Below are 16,729 nucleotides of genomic sequence, written 5' to 3' on the forward strand. Positions count from 1 at the left end.
GGGTTGCCGAGCCGTCGTCCGTTTGCCGGTAAAAGCGCCAGCAAAAAAACGCCGGGACCTCGGCAATGCCCGCCAGAAACGGCAAAACCGCCCGAAGCGGCGGTCTTATATGGGTGTGAAAAGATCTTCAATATCTCACGCCAGTTCGCGTTTTGTCATCCGGCGCCGGTGGGTGTTGTAGCCGCGACACTGTCGGTTCAATCCTGACCGATGACGGCTTCTCGTTCCGAGCTACACTGATTTAGATGCACTGAGCCAGGCTCCATCACCCTGGCCATCGCTCGGGGGAGAGCAGCCATGAATCGGCCACCGCTTCGGTTTCCGCTTCGCGCGACCAGCACCGTGCCGGTACGGAGTTGGCGTTGGCTCAAATGGGGGCTGGCCGCGTTTGTGCTGCTCGCGGTGGCGCTGATTGCGCGGCTCGTGCAGATCGAGATCGATACCTCGCGGCTGCAGGCGCGCTATCTTTCGGAGTTGACCCGCGACGTCGGTTATTCCGTCGCCGACGGTCCCAGTCCTTCCATCCGCTTTCCGCAAGCCGACAAGGGCCCGTATGACGCGCGCCTCGGCTATGCGTTATTGCCGGCTATCCAGCAGCGTCTGTTGCAACATGGCTTCGAAATCAGCTCGCAGGCGCGCGATTCAGAACGCATGCTGTCGCTAGCGGACGACGGCCTGTTCCTGCCTTACGACGAAAAAGACACGGCGGGCCTGCAATTGTTCGACGGCACCGGCGTGCCGCTATACAGCGCCCAGTTTCCGGGCCGCGTGTACGACGGCTTCGACGCCATTCCGCCGCTCGTCGTGAACTCGCTGCTGTTCATCGAAGACCGCTATCTGCTCGATCCGAATCAACCGAACCGCAATCCGGCGATCGACTGGGGGCGCTTCAGCCGCGCGCTCGTCGACCAGGGCGCGCGCGTTTTCAATCGTCATCAGCAGACGCCGGGCGGCAGCACGCTCGCGACGCAGATCGAGAAATTCCGTCATTCGGCGGGCGGCCGCACCGCGACGCCGCCGGAAAAGTTGCGGCAAATCGCGTCCGCGTCGGTGCGCGCGTATCTGAACGGGCCGCAAACGCTGCCCGCGCGCGAACAGATCGTGGTCCATTATCTGAACTCGGTGCCGCTGGCCGCGCAGCCCGGCGTCGGCGAAATCAATGGAATCGGCGACGGTCTCGCCGCCTGGTACGGGCGCGATTTCCGCGAGACCAACCGCCTGCTGAAGGCGCCGTCGACCGATGCGAATCTGCCCGACCAGGGCCTGGCGTTTCGCGAAGTGCTGTCGCTGATGATCGCTCAGCGCGCACCGTCGTTTTTCCTGCAGCGCGGCTATCCCGAACTCGAACGGCTGACCGACAGCTATCTGCGGCTGCTCGCGAGCGGCGGCGTGATCAGTGCGCAGTTGCGCGACGCGGCGCTGGCGGCGCACGTCGAACTGCATCGCGCGCCGCGCAGCACCCCGGATCTCGGCTCGTTCGTGTCGCGCAAGGCCGTCACGTCGATGCGCTCGCACCTGCTCGCCGCGCTTGGCGTGCGCAGCTTCTACGAACTGGACCGCCTCGACGTGCAAGCGACAGGCACGCTGAACAACGACGTGCAGCAGGCCGTTGCCGAGCGTCTCGCCGCCGCCGCGACGAAAGACGGCGCGAAGGCCGCGGGTCTGGTCGGCTTCGAAATGCTGCGCGGGTCCGACGATCCGTCGCATATCGCCTACAGCTTCACGCTCTACGAGCGGCACGGCGACGCGAACCTCGTGCGCGTGCAGACCGATAGCGTGAACCAGCCGTTCGACATCAATTCGGGCGCGCGCCTGAATCTCGGCTCCACCGCGAAACTGCGCACCGTCGTCACGTATCTGCAGATCGTCACCGAGTTGCACACACGTTATGCATCGATGAGCGACGCCGAGCTGAAGGCGATCAAGCCGGATCCGAACGATCGTCTGACGCACTGGGCGATCGACTACCTGCTGCATACACGCGACCATTCGCTGCAACCGATGCTCGACGCGGCCGTCGAGCGTAAATACTCGGCGAGCCCGGGCGAAACGTTCTTTACCGGCGGCGGCGCGCAGACCTTCACGAACTTCGAGGCCGACGACAACAGCCGCATCCTGACCGTGCATCGCGCGTTCCAGCATTCGGTGAACCTCGTGTTCGTGCGGCTGATGCGCGATATCGTGCACTATGAAATGGTGCAGACCACCGGGCCGTCGTCGGAATGGCTCGGCGATACGGCGACCCGCAAGATGTACCTGACGCGTTTCGCCGATCAGGAAAGCCGCGTGTACATGAAGCGTTTCTACACGAAGTACCACGGCAAGACGCCCGATCAGCAGATCACGCTATTGCTGCTCGGCGTGCGCAAGTCGCCGCCGAAAGTGGCGACCGCGTTGCGCAGCGTCGCGCCGGATCAACCGAACGCCTGGTTCAACAAGATGATGTACGCGGCGCTGAAGAACACCCCGTCGGCTTCGATGCTGGACGACGAAGACCTCGCGATGCTCTACGACAAGTACGGCATCAACCGCTTCAACCTGAACGACCGCGGCTATATCTCGAGCGTGCATCCGCTCGAACTGTGGACGCTGAACTACCTGCGCTCGCATCCCGACGCGACGCTCGCGCAGATCGAAAGCGCGAGCCAGGACGTGCGCCTGTCCACGTACTCGTGGCTCTTCAAGACGCGCTATCACGTGACTCAGGATCACCGCATCAAGCGCATGGTCGAACTGCGCGCCTACGACGCGATCGGCAAATCGTGGCAGGCTCTCGGCTATCCGTTCGGGTCGCTGACGCCGTCGTATGCGGCCGCGATCGGCGCGTCGGGCGATCGTCCGGCGGCGCTCGCGCAACTGATCGGCGTGATCGCGAACGACGGCAACAAGGTGCCGACCGAAACGCTGACGCAGATCGACTTCGCGAAAGATACGCCGTACGAAACGCATTTCAAACGTGCGGTGGTCGCGCCGCAGCAGCAGGTGTCGCCGGAGATCGCCGGCGAGGTGCGGATGCTGTTGCGCGACGTCGTGACGGGCGGCACCGCGAGGCGTCTCGCGCAAGGCATGACGTTCCCGAACGGCGAAACGCTGCAGGTCTATGGCAAGACCGGCACCGGCGATCAACGCCTGAACGTGTACGCGAAGGGTGCGCGTCTCATCGAGTCGCGCAAGGTGAATCGCAGCGCGACCTTCGTGTTCGCGCTCGGTGACCGCTTCTACGGCACGCTGACCGCGTGGGTGCATGAGCCGTATGCCGCGCATTACGACTTCACGAGTGCGTTGGCGGTGCAGTTGCTGAAGTCGATGGCACCGGCGCTGCAACCGTTGCTCGACAAGCCGGTTCAGAAAACCGTGACGGCGGTGCCGACGGATGCGACCGCCACGGCGAAGAAGGTTGCCGTCGCCGTGAAGTAAATCGATCTATGTCGTGATTCCGCGCAAGGGCGGGAGCGTGGATCCAGGTTGAAATCTGAGCGTTCCGACATCACCAAGGACGGGACGCTCACCGCTCTTCATACCCCGGCTCCGACGCCGCCGGCTTCAGGAACAGCTCATGGACCGGCGCGAAATGCGCATATAGCGGCAGAATCGCACCGCCCATCGCGCGGGCATCGGCGCCGATCGCGCCTTCGAGCAATTGCGGCCGCACCATCCCTTCCCATTCGAAGCGATCGAGCACGCGCTCGGTGCGCCGAATGATCTCGCGGATCAATAAGCGGTCGAACTCACCGTCGATCACGACGGCTTCGAGATCGAGCAACGCGGCCGCATTGGTGAGCGCGTTGGCGATCGCCGGGCACGCGCTGTCGAGCCATTGCTCGGTATGCCGCCACAACTCGGGCGACATCGCGCGATGATCGTGCGCGGCGACCGCCGGCGCGCCCGCATCGCTGAGCAGTTGTTCGAGTACGAAGCCCGATGCCGCGTGTAGCAGTTGCCGCGCGGGTTTGCGTGCGCTGCCCTCGCGCAGCGGGATCGAACCGACCGCGCCCGCGTTGTCGTGCGGACCGCCATGCAGGCGTCCGTCGATCACCAGACCCCCGCCGATGAACGTGCCGACGAACAGATACAGAAAGTTGTGGATGCCGCGGCCCTGGCCCATCACGAGCTCGGCCGCGCATGCGGCCGTGGTGTCTTTCGCGAACTCGACAGGCAGACCGGTCATGGTCGCGATGCGCGCGCGCAGATCGATGTCGTTCCAGCCGTCGAGCGCGTCGGGCGGTGCGCCGAGAAAGTCGCGCCAGCCGCCGAGCCACAACGGCGCCGCGACGCCGACGCCGACCACCTTGCCGGCCTTCGCGCCGAGCGTCTGGTTCACGCGCGCGAGTTTGCTTTCGAGCGCGGGGAACAGCGTGCGCGGGTCGGGGTACGCATACTCGAACACGTCGCGGCACACGATGCGCCCGGCGAAGTCCATCGCGAGCACGTCGAGACTGCGGCGCCCGACCTTCACGCCGATCGTGTACGCGCCGTCCGCGCGCAACGCGATCGGCACCGACGGCTGGCCGATCTTGCCGCGCACGCGCGCCTGCTTTTCGAGCAGGCCATCGGCGATCAGCCGGTCGACGATCATCGACACCGTCTGCATCGAAAGACGCGTGAGGCGGCCGACCTCGGCCTTCGGCAGTGGTCCGTGCAGGCGGATCGTTTGCAGCACGATGCGCTCGTTGAATTGCCGCACGCCGATCTGGTTCGAACCGACCGTGCGTTTGACGTGCGAACGCGTGCTGGTGCTAGAGGTGTCCATAGTCGTATATCGGCCTCGTGGCTCAGCGGGTTGAGCGGCGGCGCATCATGCAATCGCCTTCACGTCGGCTTCCTTGGCGCCGGTCATGATAGCGACCGCTTCCGACATGTGCACGTCTTTTGTGTTGACGAGCGCCGCGCGCCGGCCGAGCCGCTGGATATGGATGCGGTCCGCGACCTCGAACACGTGCGGCATGTTGTGGCTGATCAGAATCACCGGCAGACCGCGGTCGCGCACGCGCCGGATCAATTCGAGCACCATGTTGCCTTCCTTCACGCCGAGCGCCGCGGTGGGCTCGTCAAGAATCACGACGTGGCGCGCGAACGCCGCGCTGCGTGCAACGGCGACGCCCTGGCGTTGGCCGCCCGACAGCGTTTCGACCGCCTGGCGCATCGAGCGGATGCCGATCTGCAGATCCTTCATGGCCGCGGTCGCCTCCTCGAGCATGCGGCGCTTGTCGATCATCTTGAACAGCGAGCCGCGCCAGCCGGGTTTCAGCAATTCGCGGGCGAGAAACAGGTTTTCGGCGATGCTCATCGCCGGCGCCACGGCGAGTTCCTGGTACACGGTCTCGATGCCTTGCGCGCGCGCATCGAGCGGACTGCGGAATTTGACCGGTTTGCCGTCGAGCAGAATCTCGCCTTCGTCGGGCACCGTGGCGCCGGAGAGCGCCTTGATCAGCGACGATTTGCCCGCGCCGTTGTCGCCGATCACCGCGAGGATCTCGCCAGGCAGCACTTCGAAATCGCAACCGTCGAGCGCGGTCACGTTGCCATAACGTTTGACGAGTCCGCTCGCCTGGAGGACGGGCATCGCGACGGAAGCGGGGGTGGAAGTCGACGTCGACATGACAGGGCTCCTGGGTGGGCTCAACGGCCGCGGTGCGAGAGTTTATCGGCGGCGACCGCGAGAATCACGAGCATGCCGGTGATCAGGACCTGGTACACGGAAGAAACACCGATCAGCGTCAGGCCGTTGCGGAATACGCCGACGATCAACGCCCCGAGCAAGGTGCCGACGATCGACCCACGTCCGCCGAACAGGCTCGTGCCGCCGAGCACGACCGCGGTGATGCTGTCGAGGTTCTCGGTCTGTCCGGCCTGCGGATCGCCGACGCCGGTGCGCGACACCGACAGCAGCGCGGCGATGCCGTAGATCGCGCCGGCGAGCGTGTAGACGATCAGCAGAATCTTTTGCGACGACAGGCCCATCAGCCGTGCGGCCTCGGCGTTGTTGCCGAGCGCGTACAGATGGCGCCCCGGCACCGTATCGCGCAGCACGAACCAGGTGGCCAGATACATCAGCAGCGTCAGCACGGTGCCGTAGGTGACTTCCGCCGGTCCGACCCGGAACGTGTTGCCGAAGAACATGATCGCGTCGGGCAGGTTCGACACGCTTTCCGCGTTCGAGTAGATCTGCGTGAGCGCAAACGCGATATTCAGCGTACCCAGCGTGACGATGAACGCGGGCAACTTGATGCGCGTGATCAGCAGGCCGTTCAGCAAGCCGAACAGGGTGCTTGCCCCGATGCCGCACAGAATCGCGAGAACCGGCGGCACGCCGAGCACGACCGCGAACTTGGTCATGATGATCGAGCCGAAGGCCATCACCATGCCGCAGGACAGATCGATGCCGCCGGTCAGCACGATCAGAGTCTGGCCGATCGCGATGACCGCGACGACCATCGTCTGTTGCAGGATCAGCGACAGGTTCTGGAACGACAGGAAGCGGTTGCTCTGCGAGATGAAGAATGCGCAGGCCAGCACCAGCGCGATCAGCGGACCGATTTCGGACAGCGACGGCAGGTGCTCGGTGAAAGACGAGCGCGGGCGACCGGCGGGCGCGGAGGGAGTCGACATGATGGCAGTCCTCGATACATGAGCGTGACGGGAAGGGCACGCAACGAATCGGATGGCGGTCCGCCGCCACGCGCGACGGACCGCTTTGCACTGTGCGTTACTTGTTGCCCCAGCAGTTATCGAGGCCGAACTTCGTATCCTTGCTGTCGATCCCGGGCATCGGCTTGTCGGTGATCAGCGTGACGCCGGTGTCCTGATAGCCGGAGACCTTCTTGCCGGTCTTCGCGTAGTCGACGCCGGCGCTGACGCCGAGCGCGGCCATCTTCAGCGGATACTGCTGCGAGGTCGCCGCGATCGCGCCGGCCTTCACGTTGCGCACGCCGTCGCAGCCGCCGTCGATCGACACGATCATCACGCCCTTGTCCTTGCCCGCCGACTTCAGCGCGCGATACGCGCCGGCCGCGGCCGGTTCGTTGATCGTGTAGACCACGTTGATGTCGGGTGCTTTCTGCAGGCAGTTTTCCATCGCCGTCTGGCCTTTCGCCTGATCGCCGCGCGTGTCCTGGCTGCAGACGATCGACGCATCGCCTTCCTTCACGCCGAAGCCTTCGAGGAAGCCGTTGTGACGCAGCACGCCGACCGACACGCCCGGCGCGAGATCGAGCGTTGCGATCTTCGCGGGCTTGCCGTTCAGCGCAGCCTTCGCGTATTTGCCGATCAGCACGCCCGCCTTGAAGTTGTCGGTAGCGAAGAGGGCGTCGGTCGCGTCCTGCGGATCGGTCGGCGTATCGAGCGCGACGACCATCACACCCGCCGCGCGCGCCTTCCTGATGCTTGGCACGATCGCTTTGGTGTCGCTCGGCGTGATCAGGATCGCTTTCGCGCCGGCCGTCATCATGTTTTCGATCGCGGTGACCTGACTCGCATTGTCGCCGTCGAACTTGCCGGCGGCGGTGATCAGTTTCGCGCCGTCTTTCGACGCGGCCGCGTCCGCGCCCTGGCGCATCTTGACGAAGAACGGGTTCGTATCGGTCTTCGTGATCAGTCCGATGACGGGCTGGTCGGCGGCCTGGCTCGCGCTCGCGCACCACAGCGCAGTTGCCGCGGCGCACATCGACACGATTGTCCTGGCGACAGGACGCCTGCGGGAATTCAGATTCAGATTCATGAGACGCTCCTCCGGTTTATTGGCAACGACGTTTGGAACTGCAGATGGATTGCGAATATGAAGCCGTGGGCTCGGCGTTTGCGGCAACGCTTCGGCGCGATGTGGTCCGAAGGGAATTTTCTAAATCATTTTGCTTGATTTACTACAGCAGGCGAGCAGCCACTCGTCAAGGAAATGTGAACACGGGAAGATTGCCGGGCAGAGCGGAGCGCGTGGGCTGAGAGCCTTGTGCGATAAGGCTTTGATGCCTTGTTGCGGTGCGAGGTACCGCGCCGCGGGTTCGGGAAAGTCCTGGCCAGCTTTGACAGGCCGAACGATCAATGCCTTCGACTTTTCGATTTCTGGTGCCGGCGGCGCAGACTGATTCCGCTCGCCCGCGGTCGCTTTCCAACCAACCGTTACGGCCACATCAACGCGAACGCGGCGCGGCCGTCGACGCGCGCACGACCAGTTTCGGCGCCGACGAAATCCGCATCGGCACGCGCGCCGGTACGTCCCGCGCGCCGCGTTCAGCTTGTCCGTACGACGTCTCGATCAGCTCGCGCAGCAGTTGCACGGCAAGTCCGGCGACCTCGACCGTCGGTACGGCGACAGTCGTCAGCGCGGGGCGCGATTCGCGCGCGAGTTGAATGTCGGTAATGCCGATCACCGATAGATCGTCCGGTACATGCAGGCCGAGATCCGCGGCCGCGTGCATCGCGCCGAGCGCAGGCAGGTCGTTGGTCGAGAAGATCGCGCTCAGTTGCGGATCGGCTTCGAGCAACGCGCGCGCCGCGAGGTAGCCGCCGTGGATCGTGTCGACCGCATGCCGCACGCGATTCTTCATCACGCCGGCCGCGCGCAACGCATCGACGAAACCTTCGTAGCGCGCCGCGTGTATGCCCGAGGCCTTGCTGCCGACGATCGCACCGACGCGCCGATGCCCGAGTTCGAGCAGATGCTCGCCGGCCAGTTTGCCGGCCAGCCGGAAATCGACCGCGACACACGGCAAGCCGGGCGGCTCGGTGGGCCGCTCCCACATGCACAGCACGACCGGCGTGCCGCGCGCTTCGGTCTTGTGCAGATCGGCGAAATCGAGGTTCGCGTTGGTCACGAGCACGCCTTCGGACAAGGTGCCGGCGATCTGGTCGAGATACGCACGGCCGCTCAGCGGATCTTCGTTCGTATTGCAGATGATCACGAAGTGGCCGCTCGCGCGCGCAGCCCGTTCGACCGCAAGCGCGAACTCGGGATAGAACGGATTGGCGATGCTCGACACCATCAGCGCGAGCGTTGGCGCGCGGCCCTCGGCCAGCGCGCGCGCGGCGAGATGCGGGCGATAGCCGAGCGCCGCGACCGCATCGAGCACGCGTTGCCGGGTCGTTTCGCCAACCCGGCCGCGATTGCGCAGCACGTTGGACACCGTGGCCGGCGTGACGCCGGCGTGACGCGCAACTTCGCTGAGTGTGGGCATGGTCTGGTCAATATGTGGGATGGCTGTCCGACATTTGCGTCGCGGCGCGAGGCGCGGCAACATCTGTCGTCGAACCAACGTACAAAACGATATCGGAGACAGACCCAACGATCGCCTTGCGATCGATTTTTCGGTCTTGCTGATTAAGCGCTTAATCTCCGACTTCGCGCCGATTAAATCACGGAGTCGATGCAATGGCGAGTATTTCGTTACGAGGCGTGCAGAAGTCGTATGGCGACGGTGCGCCGGTGATTCGCAACGTCGATCTGGACATCGGCGAAAACGAGTTCTGCGTGTTTCTCGGCCCGTCGGGCTGTGGCAAGTCCACGCTGCTGCGCATGATCGCCGGGCTCGAAGATGTGACCGACGGCGACCTGTCGATCGGCGGGAAGCTCGTCAACGACGTGCCGGCCGCGCAACGCGGCGTCGCGATGGTGTTCCAGAGCTATGCGCTGTTTCCGCACATGAGCGTGTTCGAGAACATGGCGTTCGGCCTCAAGCTCGCGAAGACCCCGAAGGATGAAATCGAGCGCAAGGTGCGTGAAGCCGCGCGCATCCTGCAACTCGAAGCCTTGCTCGAGCGCAAGCCGAAGGCGCTGTCGGGCGGGCAGCGGCAGCGCGTCGCGATCGGTCGCGCGATCGTTCGCGAGCCCGGCGTGTTTCTGTTCGACGAACCGCTGTCCAATCTCGATGCAACCCTGCGCGGACAAACCCGAGTCGAAATCGCCCGCCTGCATAAGCAGTTCGCGAAGGCGAGCGTGGTCTACGTGACGCACGATCAGATCGAAGCAATGACGCTCGCCGACAAGATCGTGCTGCTGCATTCGGGCAAGGACACCGAGCGCTACGGCAGCATCGCGCAGATCGGCGCGCCGCTCGAGCTGTATCACCGCCCGAAAAGCCGCTTCGTGGCCGGCTTTATCGGCTCGCCGCGAATGAATTTCCTGCCGGGCAAGGTGGCGTCACTCGATTCTCAAGGCGTGCTCGTCACCCTCGATCACACCGGTGAGAGCGTGCGCGTGCCGGTCAGCAGCGCGGGGTTGCAGCCCGCGCAACCGGTCACGCTCGGCGTGCGTCCCGAGCATCTCGAGTTCGTCGATGCACCGGCCGCCACGAACCCGGCCGCGTCGCAAGACGGCGTGCTCGCGCGCACCGTGTCGCTCGTCGAGCAGCTTGGCGAACACAGCTACGTTCACCTCGATCAACCCGGCGGCGCCGTGCTGATCGCCAAGGCGCCCGGCAACACGCGCCTCGCTCCAGGCGATGCCGCGAGCCTGCGGGTGCCGCGCACGGCCTGTCATCTGTTTACCGAGGACGGCTTCGCGGCCGCATCGCTCGAATCCGTCGAACACTACGCTTGAAGAACATTGGGGACATAGGGATGCGTGTAGGAGTCTGTTATTACCCGGAGCACTGGCCCGAGTCGATGTGGGAAGACGACGCGCGCCGGATGAAAGCGCTCGGCATCGAGCAGGTGCGGATCGCCGAATTCGCGTGGAGCCGGATCGAGCCGACGCCCGGCGAATACGATTGGGGCTGGCTCGATCGCGCCGTCGACGTGCTTGGCGCGGCTGGCCTGAAGGTCGTCATGTGTACGCCGACCGCGACGCCGCCGAAGTGGCTGATCGACCGTCATCCGGACATCCTGCCGGTCGGCGCCGATGGCCGTCCGCGCGCGTTCGGCTCGCGGCGTCATTACGACTTCTCGTCGCCCGCCTATTTCGAGGCGTCGCGGCGTATCTGCACGGCGGTGGCCGAGCGCTATGGCAAGCATCCGGCGGTCGCTTTCTGGCAGGCCGATAACGAATTCGGCTGTCATCACACGGTGGTCAGCTATTCGCCGGCCGCGGTCGCGCGCTTTCGCGAGTGGCTGAAGGCTCGTTATCGCACGATTCAGGCGTTGAACGACGCGTGGGGCACGGTGTTCTGGAGCATGGAGTACCGCGGCTTCGACGAAATCGACGCGCCTGTGGGCACCGTGACCGAGGCGCATCCGTCGCATCGGCTCGACTACCGGCGCTTTGCCTCCGACGAAGTGGCGCGCTACAACCGCATGCAGGTCGAGATCATTCGCGCGCATTCGCCGGGACGCCCGGTCGCGCACAACTTCATGCAGCTCTTCACCGAGTTCGATCACTACAAGGTCGCGGCCGATCTCGACGTCGCGACGTGGGACAGCTATCCGCTGGGCGCGCTCGAAGAGCAGTGGTTCGCGCCGGACATCAAGGCGCGCTGGTTGCGCACTGGTCATCCGGATTTCGCGTCGTTCAATCACGACGTGTATCGCGGCATGTCGAAGCTGCCGTTCTGGGTGATGGAGCAGCAGCCGGGGCCGGTGAATTGGGCGCAGTGGAACCCGGCGCCGCTGCCGGGCATGGTGCGGTTGTGGAGCTGGGAAGCGTTTGCGCACGGCGCGGGCTGTGTGTCGTATTTCCGCTGGCGTCAGGCGCCGTTCGCGCAGGAGCAGATGCATGCGGGGCTCAATACGCCCGATAACCGGCTCGACGTTGGTGGCAATGAGGCATCGCAGGTGGCGTCGGAAATCCACACGGTGCTCGCCGCGAATGCCGACGCGAATGCGTCGATCCGCTCGAAAGTCGCGCTCGTCTACGACTATGAAGCGAAGTGGCTGTTCGAGATTCATCCTCAGGGCGCGGACTTTCACTATCCGCGGTTCGCGTTCGAGTACTACTCGGCTTTGCGCGCGCTCGGACTCGACGTCGATGTCGTGCCGGCCGATGCATCGTTCGATGGCTACAGCCTCATCGTCGTGCCGCCGCTGCCGGTCGTGCCCGACGATTTCGCCGAGCGTCTCGCACGTTCGGGCGCCCAAGTCGTGCTCGGTCCACGCACCGGTTCGAAGACGCGCGAGCTGCGGATTCCGGCGAACCTGCCGCCCGGCGCATTGGCGTCGGTGCTGCCGCTGCGCGTGTGGCGCGTCGAATCGATGCGGCCGAACGTGACCGAAGCGGTGGTGCTCGAACAGCAGGGCGGTGCGGCCGACGGCGTCGCGCGACATTGGCGCGATTTCATCGACAGCGATGCATCATCTTCATTCGACGTGCGCGCGCGTTTCGCGGACGGTCATCCCGCGTATGTGCGAAGCGGCGTGTTCCACTATCTCGCGAGCTTGTTCGACGACGCATTGACGGTGCGCCTGTTCGCCCGAATCGCACAGGAAGCGGGCTTCGAAACGCAGGCACTCGGCGACAGCGTGCGCATCAGCCGTCGCGGCGCGCTCACCTATGTGTTCAACTATGGCGATCAGGCCCACACGCTCGACCACATTTCCGACGACGCATTCGTGATCGGCTCCCGGGAGGTGGTGCCGCAAGGGGTAGCGGTCTACCGCTCGTAATAGAAGTCCGGCCTTGGCAATTCCACGCAGTCATTCGATACAGAAGCGACAACGACGTAAAAACCATGGAATGAAGGAGACAGTCAGAATGAAACTGAAACCACGCAAGATTCTGTTGGCGCTCGCGCTGGCCGCGGTTGCCGCGGGGACCTCGGTCGTCAGCACCGCGCAGGCGGGCACGCTCGCGCTGAACATCGCGTACAAGGGCGCGAGCCAGCGGGCGGTGTGGCAGCAGGTCGTCGACGAGTTCAAGAAGGCGCATCCCGGCGTCGACGTAAAGGTGTCGTTCATCGACGAGGAGGCTTACAAGGTTCAGTTGCCGGGTTGGCTTTCGACCGTCGCGCCCGATGTCGTCAACTGGCACGACGGCGAGCGGATGGCGTATTACGCGCAGCGTGGCCTGTTCGAGGATCTGACCGGCGACTGGCAAAAGAACGGCTGGAACGAGATGTATGCGTCGACGAAGGAAGCATCGTCGTATAAGGGCAAGCAGTATGCCGCGCCGACCGTGTACTACTCGTGGGGAATGTTCTATCGCAAGGACCTGTTCGAGAAGGCCGGCATCAAGGGCGAGCCGAAAACGTGGGACGAGTTTCTCGACGCCGCGAAAAAGCTGAAGGCCGCCGGCATCACGCCGATCGCGGTGGCGGGCCGCGATGCGTGGACGCTGGCCGGCTGGTTTGACTACCTCGATCTGCGCCTGAACGGCAACGCGTTCCATCAGAAGCTGATGGCCGGCGAGATTCCGTATACCGATCCGCGCGTGAAGAAGGTCTATACGACGTGGAAGCAACTGATCGACGACGGCTACTTCATCAACAATTCACTGTCCTACGATCTCGACGCGGTGCAGCCGTTCCTGTTCCAGGGCAAGGCCGCCATGATGCTGATGGGGACGTTCATTGCGGCGGGTTTCCCGGACAACGTGAAGTCGCAGATGGGGTACTTCCAGTTCCCGATCATCGACTCGAAGGTGCCGACCGCCGAGGATGGGCCGGTCGAATCGCTGCATATTCCGTCGAAGGCGAAGAACAAGGCCGATGCGCACACGTTCCTTGCCTTCGTCGAGACGCCGGAGATCGGCGCGCAGCTCGCCAAGGGACTCGGTTCGTTGTCGGCGAACAGCAAATCGCCGGAGCCTGAAGATCCGATTTCGAAGATCGGTTTCCAGATCCTGTCGAACACGAAGGGCGGCATCGCGCAGTTCTACGATCGCGACATGACGAAGGAAATGGCCGACGAAGGGATGAAGGGGATGCAGCAGTTCGTCTCCGATCCGTCGAAACTCGACGACATCCTCGCGCAGCTCGAGCAGACGCGTCAGCGTATCTACAAGAAGTGAGCGGCAGCGGCCGCAAGGCCGCTGTCCGATGCATCGCGTTGTATCAGATCGGATCGGGAGAGTGATCGTGTCGCATTCCGTCAGCCGTCATAGCGTCGACGGTTCTGTTGAACCCGGCGGCCAGGGTGTGCCCGCGCCGGGCGGTGCGCTGGGCGGCGCGCCCGTCGCGTCGCGCCGGCGCGGCCCGACGCCGACCGCGCGGCGGCAGCGGCGCGCCGCGTTTCTGTTTCTCGCGCCGGCCTGCTTCATGGTGGCCGTGTACGTGGTGTGGCCGATCCTCTCGACGATCCGTCTGAGCTTCTTCAACTGGGATGGAATGACCGAGCCGACCTTCATCGGCCTCGCGAACTACATCGAGCTGGTCCATACGCCAACGTTCTATACGGCGCTGAAGAACAACCTGATCTGGCTCGTGCTGTTTTTGCTCGCACCGCCGATGGGCCTCGCCGTCGCGCTGTATCTGAACCAGGCAGTGGCGGGCATCCGCATCGTCAAGTCGCTGTTTTTCGCGCCGTTCGTGTTGTCGGGCGTCGTGGTCGGGCTGATCTTTTCATGGTTCTACGATCCGACCTTCGGCCTGCTCGCGATGATGCTCGGTCACGGCGTGCCAGTGCTCGGCGATCCGCGCTATGCGACGTTCGGCATTGTGTTCGCGGCGCTGTGGCCGCAAACCGCGTACTGCATGATTCTTTATCTGACCGGCTTGACCACGTTGAACGCCGAGCAGATCGAAGCCGCGCGAATGGAAGGCGCGCAGGGCTGGTCGATGCTCTGGCATGTGATCCTGCCGCAGTTGCGGCCCACGACCTTCATGGCGATCGTCGTGACGATCATCGGCGCGCTGCGCAGCTTCGACCTGATTTCGGTGATGACGGGCGGCGGTCCGTTCGAAAGCTCGACGGTGCTCGCCTATTTCATGTACGACCAGGCCATCAAGTACTACCGCATCGGCTATTCGGCGGCGATCGCGGTAGTGTTGTTCGGCATCATGCTCGTGTACATCGTCTATCACCTGCGGCGGATGCTGCGCGCCGAGCAATAAGGAGCCGCTGATGTTTCCGATTCCAATCGACAAATGGAAGCCGGCCACGCGCCGCGCCTACAAACTGACCTTGCCGATTGCACTCCTGATCTGGCTGCTGCCGATGATCGCGGTGCTGGTGACTTCGGTGCGTTCGACCGAAGAGTTGAGCGAGGGCAATTACTGGGGATGGCCGAAGCACTTCGCGATGTTCGATAACTATCGCGAGGCATTGACGACATCGCCGATGCTGCATTACTTCTGGAATAGCGTGCTGATCACGGTGCCCTCGGTAGTCGGGTCGATCGCACTCGCGGCGATGGCGGGCTTTGCATTGGCGATCTATCGGTTCCGCGGCAATTCGACGTTGTTCGCGACGTTCGTCGCGGGCAACTTCGTGCCGATCCAGGTGCTGATGATTCCGGTGCGCGACCTGTCGTTGCAACTCGGGCTGTTCAATACCGTGAGCGCGCTGATTCTGTTTCACGTGTCGTTCCAGACCGGCTTTTGCGCGCTGTTTCTGCGCAACTTCATCAAGCAGTTGCCGTTCGAACTGGTGGAGGCGGCACGCATCGAAGGGGCGAACGAGTGGACCGTGTTCTTTCGGATCGTGCTGCCGCTGATTCGTCCGGCGCTCGCGGCGTTGGCGATCCTCGTGTTCACGTTCGTGTGGAACGACTATTTCTGGGCCTTGTGTCTGACCCAGGGCGATGATGCCGCGCCGATCACGGTCGGCGTGGCCGCGCTGAAAGGGCAGTGGACGACCGCGTGGAATCTCGTGTCGGCGGGATCGATTCTGGCGGCGCTGCCATCGGTCATGATGTTCTTTGCGATGCAGAAGCATTTCGTCGCGGGATTGACGTTTGGCGCGACGAAGGGGTGAGGATGCTTGCGCATGATTGCGCATGATTGCGCATGATTGCGCGTGGCGATGCTGCGTAGAGAAGGGTTGCCCGCGTAAGCGGGCTTTTTTTCGGCGTTGCGAACTGCTGCGAGCTCGCTGACTTCTCGATCAGTGCTTTTCAGCTGACGTCCGGTCGACCCGCTGCATAACCGCATGCAACGCCGCGCGCGGACTATCGAGGGGCCGCTTGCCTTCGCCGCCGTCGCTCGCGAGGTGCGCGGCCGGCGCCATCCACGGATGCGCAAACGCGACGACGCTTGCGCCTGCCGCATAGGCATCTTTCGCCGCCACTGCGATCGCCGCGAAGCATGCATCCATTTCACTGCTGCGAAATAGTGCCCACACTTGCGGCACGTGAATGATCCGCACCGACGCAGAACGTTCTTGCGCATACCGCGTGAAGAGTTTTCGATTGGATTCGATCGCGCCTTCGGCCGCGCACAGTACCGCGATCTTGCCACCGCCTTGAGCGGCTTCAGCGGCCTTGGCAGCCAGCGCGGCATCCGCGCGGATAAAAGGCACGGGCGCATCGCCGATCTCGTCGGCTATGGGCCCAAGCGTTGCGCACGTCAGAACGACGGCATCGGCGTTGCTGGCGAGTTCAAGCAGACAACCACGCGTTTGCGCTTTTGTGTCGGAATGAAACGTGCCGACACGTTCGACTGCTTCCCGCAGGTCCGCTCGCACCGCATGGCGAAGATCGGCGGGCCGCAGACCCATCTCGGTGGCTGCGTGTTCGAATACCTGTCGGTTGTTTTCGATCGTGTGCAGAAAGGAAATGCGCATGTTTGCCAGCTCCGGTGAAGTTGCCTGGATCGGACTCATTGTTCCGACTCGGAGATTCCTTAACAAGGCAACTTCTGCTACCGGTATTGCCGCTACCCCTATCAGCCATCAAGCGAGGCCTTCCTCCCTGAAATCAGGAAGGAAGGCG

Annotated in this window: 13 protein-coding genes; 7 read left to right on the forward strand and 6 right to left on the reverse strand. The window is 63.8% G+C overall.

Going from position 1 to position 16,729, the window contains the following annotated elements; genetic code table 11:
- The first annotated feature begins 297 nt into the window (after window positions 1-297).
- Entirely contained in the window at window positions 298-3,417 is a 3,120-nt protein-coding gene (locus tag L0U84_RS23615; protein ID WP_233853067.1) for a transglycosylase domain-containing protein, read from the forward strand.
- 88 nt (window positions 3,418-3,505) lie between these two features.
- Here the strand turns inward: L0U84_RS23615 and L0U84_RS23620 are convergent, their stop codons facing one another.
- From L0U84_RS23620 to L0U84_RS23640, 5 genes are all read right to left on the reverse strand, one after another.
- Window positions 3,506-4,750, reverse strand: a complete 1,245-nt coding sequence (locus L0U84_RS23620; protein WP_233853070.1) for an ROK family transcriptional regulator — start codon at window positions 4,748-4,750, stop codon at window positions 3,506-3,508.
- 45 nt (window positions 4,751-4,795) lie between these two features.
- Complete coding sequence (locus L0U84_RS23625; RefSeq protein WP_233853072.1) at window positions 4,796-5,599, reverse strand: ATP-binding cassette domain-containing protein; 804 nt, start codon at window positions 5,597-5,599, stop codon at window positions 4,796-4,798.
- A 20-nt stretch (window positions 5,600-5,619) separates the two neighbouring features.
- Window positions 5,620-6,609 carry an ABC transporter permease gene (locus tag L0U84_RS23630; RefSeq protein ID WP_129957067.1) on the reverse strand — a complete coding sequence of 330 codons (990 nt, stop codon included), beginning with the start codon at window positions 6,607-6,609 and terminating at the stop codon, window positions 5,620-5,622.
- Between the two features lie 97 nt (window positions 6,610-6,706).
- Complete coding sequence (locus tag L0U84_RS23635; RefSeq protein WP_233856725.1) at window positions 6,707-7,711, reverse strand: sugar ABC transporter substrate-binding protein; 1,005 nt, start codon at window positions 7,709-7,711, stop codon at window positions 6,707-6,709.
- A gap of 415 nt (window positions 7,712-8,126) precedes the next feature.
- Window positions 8,127-9,170 (reverse strand): LacI family DNA-binding transcriptional regulator, encoded by a 1,044-nt coding sequence (locus tag L0U84_RS23640; protein ID WP_233853075.1) that lies wholly within the window; start codon window positions 9,168-9,170, stop codon window positions 8,127-8,129.
- A 194-nt stretch (window positions 9,171-9,364) separates the two neighbouring features.
- Here L0U84_RS23640 and L0U84_RS23645 point away from each other — a divergent pair, with 194 nt between their 5' ends.
- From L0U84_RS23645 to L0U84_RS23665, 5 genes are all read left to right on the forward strand, one after another.
- Window positions 9,365-10,531, forward strand: a complete 1,167-nt coding sequence (locus L0U84_RS23645) for an ABC transporter ATP-binding protein (RefSeq protein ID WP_233853076.1) — start codon at window positions 9,365-9,367, stop codon at window positions 10,529-10,531.
- A gap of 20 nt (window positions 10,532-10,551) precedes the next feature.
- The gene (locus L0U84_RS23650) at window positions 10,552-12,528 is read left to right on the forward strand and encodes a beta-galactosidase (RefSeq protein ID WP_233853077.1); all 1,977 of its coding nucleotides are present in this window, start codon (window positions 10,552-10,554) and stop codon (window positions 12,526-12,528) included.
- An 88-nt stretch (window positions 12,529-12,616) separates the two neighbouring features.
- Window positions 12,617-13,870, forward strand: a complete 1,254-nt coding sequence (locus L0U84_RS23655; RefSeq protein ID WP_233853078.1) for an ABC transporter substrate-binding protein — start codon at window positions 12,617-12,619, stop codon at window positions 13,868-13,870.
- A gap of 67 nt (window positions 13,871-13,937) precedes the next feature.
- Entirely contained in the window at window positions 13,938-14,912 is a 975-nt protein-coding gene (locus tag L0U84_RS23660; RefSeq protein WP_373683111.1) for a carbohydrate ABC transporter permease, read from the forward strand.
- Between the two features lie 10 nt (window positions 14,913-14,922).
- Window positions 14,923-15,774 (forward strand): carbohydrate ABC transporter permease, encoded by an 852-nt coding sequence (locus L0U84_RS23665; protein ID WP_233853079.1) that lies wholly within the window; start codon window positions 14,923-14,925, stop codon window positions 15,772-15,774.
- Between the two features lie 129 nt (window positions 15,775-15,903).
- Here the strand turns inward: L0U84_RS23665 and L0U84_RS23670 are convergent, their stop codons facing one another.
- Complete coding sequence (locus L0U84_RS23670; protein WP_233853080.1) at window positions 15,904-16,113, reverse strand: hypothetical protein; 210 nt, start codon at window positions 16,111-16,113, stop codon at window positions 15,904-15,906.
- Between the two features lie 36 nt (window positions 16,114-16,149).
- Between L0U84_RS23670 and L0U84_RS23675 the strand changes: the two genes are divergently transcribed.
- Window positions 16,150-16,599 (forward strand): hypothetical protein, encoded by a 450-nt coding sequence (locus L0U84_RS23675; protein ID WP_233853081.1) that lies wholly within the window; start codon window positions 16,150-16,152, stop codon window positions 16,597-16,599.
- The last annotated feature ends 130 nt before the right edge of the window (window positions 16,600-16,729 follow it).

The organism is Paraburkholderia sp. HD33-4, from assembly GCF_021390635.1.
Classification (GTDB): Bacteria; Pseudomonadota; Gammaproteobacteria; order Burkholderiales; family Burkholderiaceae; genus Paraburkholderia.